This is a genomic window from Alkalibacterium sp. s-m-28 (assembly GCF_054658175.1).
The window spans coordinates 1-1,068 of record NZ_BAAGIQ010000204.1 but is presented as its reverse complement, the minus strand read 5'-3'; the positions used below and the strand labels follow the sequence as shown (position 1 = coordinate 1,068).

1 protein-coding gene is annotated in these 1,068 nt (G+C 38.5%); it reads right to left on the bottom strand.

What is annotated here, in order from left to right:
• Positions 1-89: 89 nt before the first annotated feature.
• Positions 90-503, bottom strand: coding sequence for an alpha/beta fold hydrolase (locus tag ACYQ4S_RS11940; protein ID WP_459771365.1), 414 nt, complete (start codon positions 501-503; stop codon positions 90-92).
• Between the last annotated feature and the right edge of the window lie 565 nt (positions 504-1,068).

Genomic DNA, 1,068 nt, shown 5'->3' with positions numbered 1-1,068 from the left:
GGACTGCCTTTTGAGCCTACCCATATCCGATTCCTCTGTCTGCATGAAACCTGTGCAGACAAGAATGGAGTTCGTAGGAAGCCCCCACTTCAAAATCCGGAGGATTTAAGTGGTGGGTAGTTCACATTTTTTCCTGCATACCACTCAATCACCTTCCAAACAACCGGATGAAAGAAACGCATTGGTTTTGTTACAATTTTTGGAGGATGAATTTGGCCGGCTACCAGTAGATACGTGTGCTTCTGCTCTGGAAATAAAACAGCATGATGCGTTGCGATAACGGAGCCATAGGATAATCCGCAAATAAGTGAAGGGGTCTGGGAGTCGATCCGCTCATTTAACTCTCGAGCAGCCCTTTCAAATGAAAAAGAATCGCCTTCAAATCCAATACTTAAAGCATCGATTGTTATCGTCCGATATGAATCAGGCAAATAGTGAATCACTTCGTCCCAATTATCCGTATCATGTGCTAATCCCTGTAAAAAATAGACTGTTTTACTCATAAACCATCTGCTCCCCTTCCAAATATTCCCTCAATTATGAGTCATTCATAATGAGTAAGCAAAAAGATTTCCCTTTGGAATTAGTCCGCTCCATTGCTTCTAAAATAACCCGCTTATCAAATTTAGTCAACCCGTTTGTAACGTCTATTTAATATGTTAGATAGCCTTTCAAAATGAATTAAACAATGGAGTTAGACTCATTATTCATCGTTCCTTTTCTCTACAATGATTATCATAATCTTCCGGGATAAATTTTCATCAATAATTTAACCATAATTCCAGATCCTTCAATACAAACAGCTGATTCAATCAATACCACTTTACCATGTGACTGTTAAACTATATGTAGCAGTCACAACCTCGATGCCAATCTTAAGTCCAAAATTATATGCCATAGAATTTCACCTCCTTTTGGGCATGAAAAAAGACACCTCATTTGAAGTAAACTGGACCCTATAGAATAGACACGGATAAAAAACCCTTATTCGTTCTCTATTTTATAGGGTTCTTTATTGTATAATGAACCCAACTATATGAGTTCAAAGGAGAGCGTTGACATGGGAAG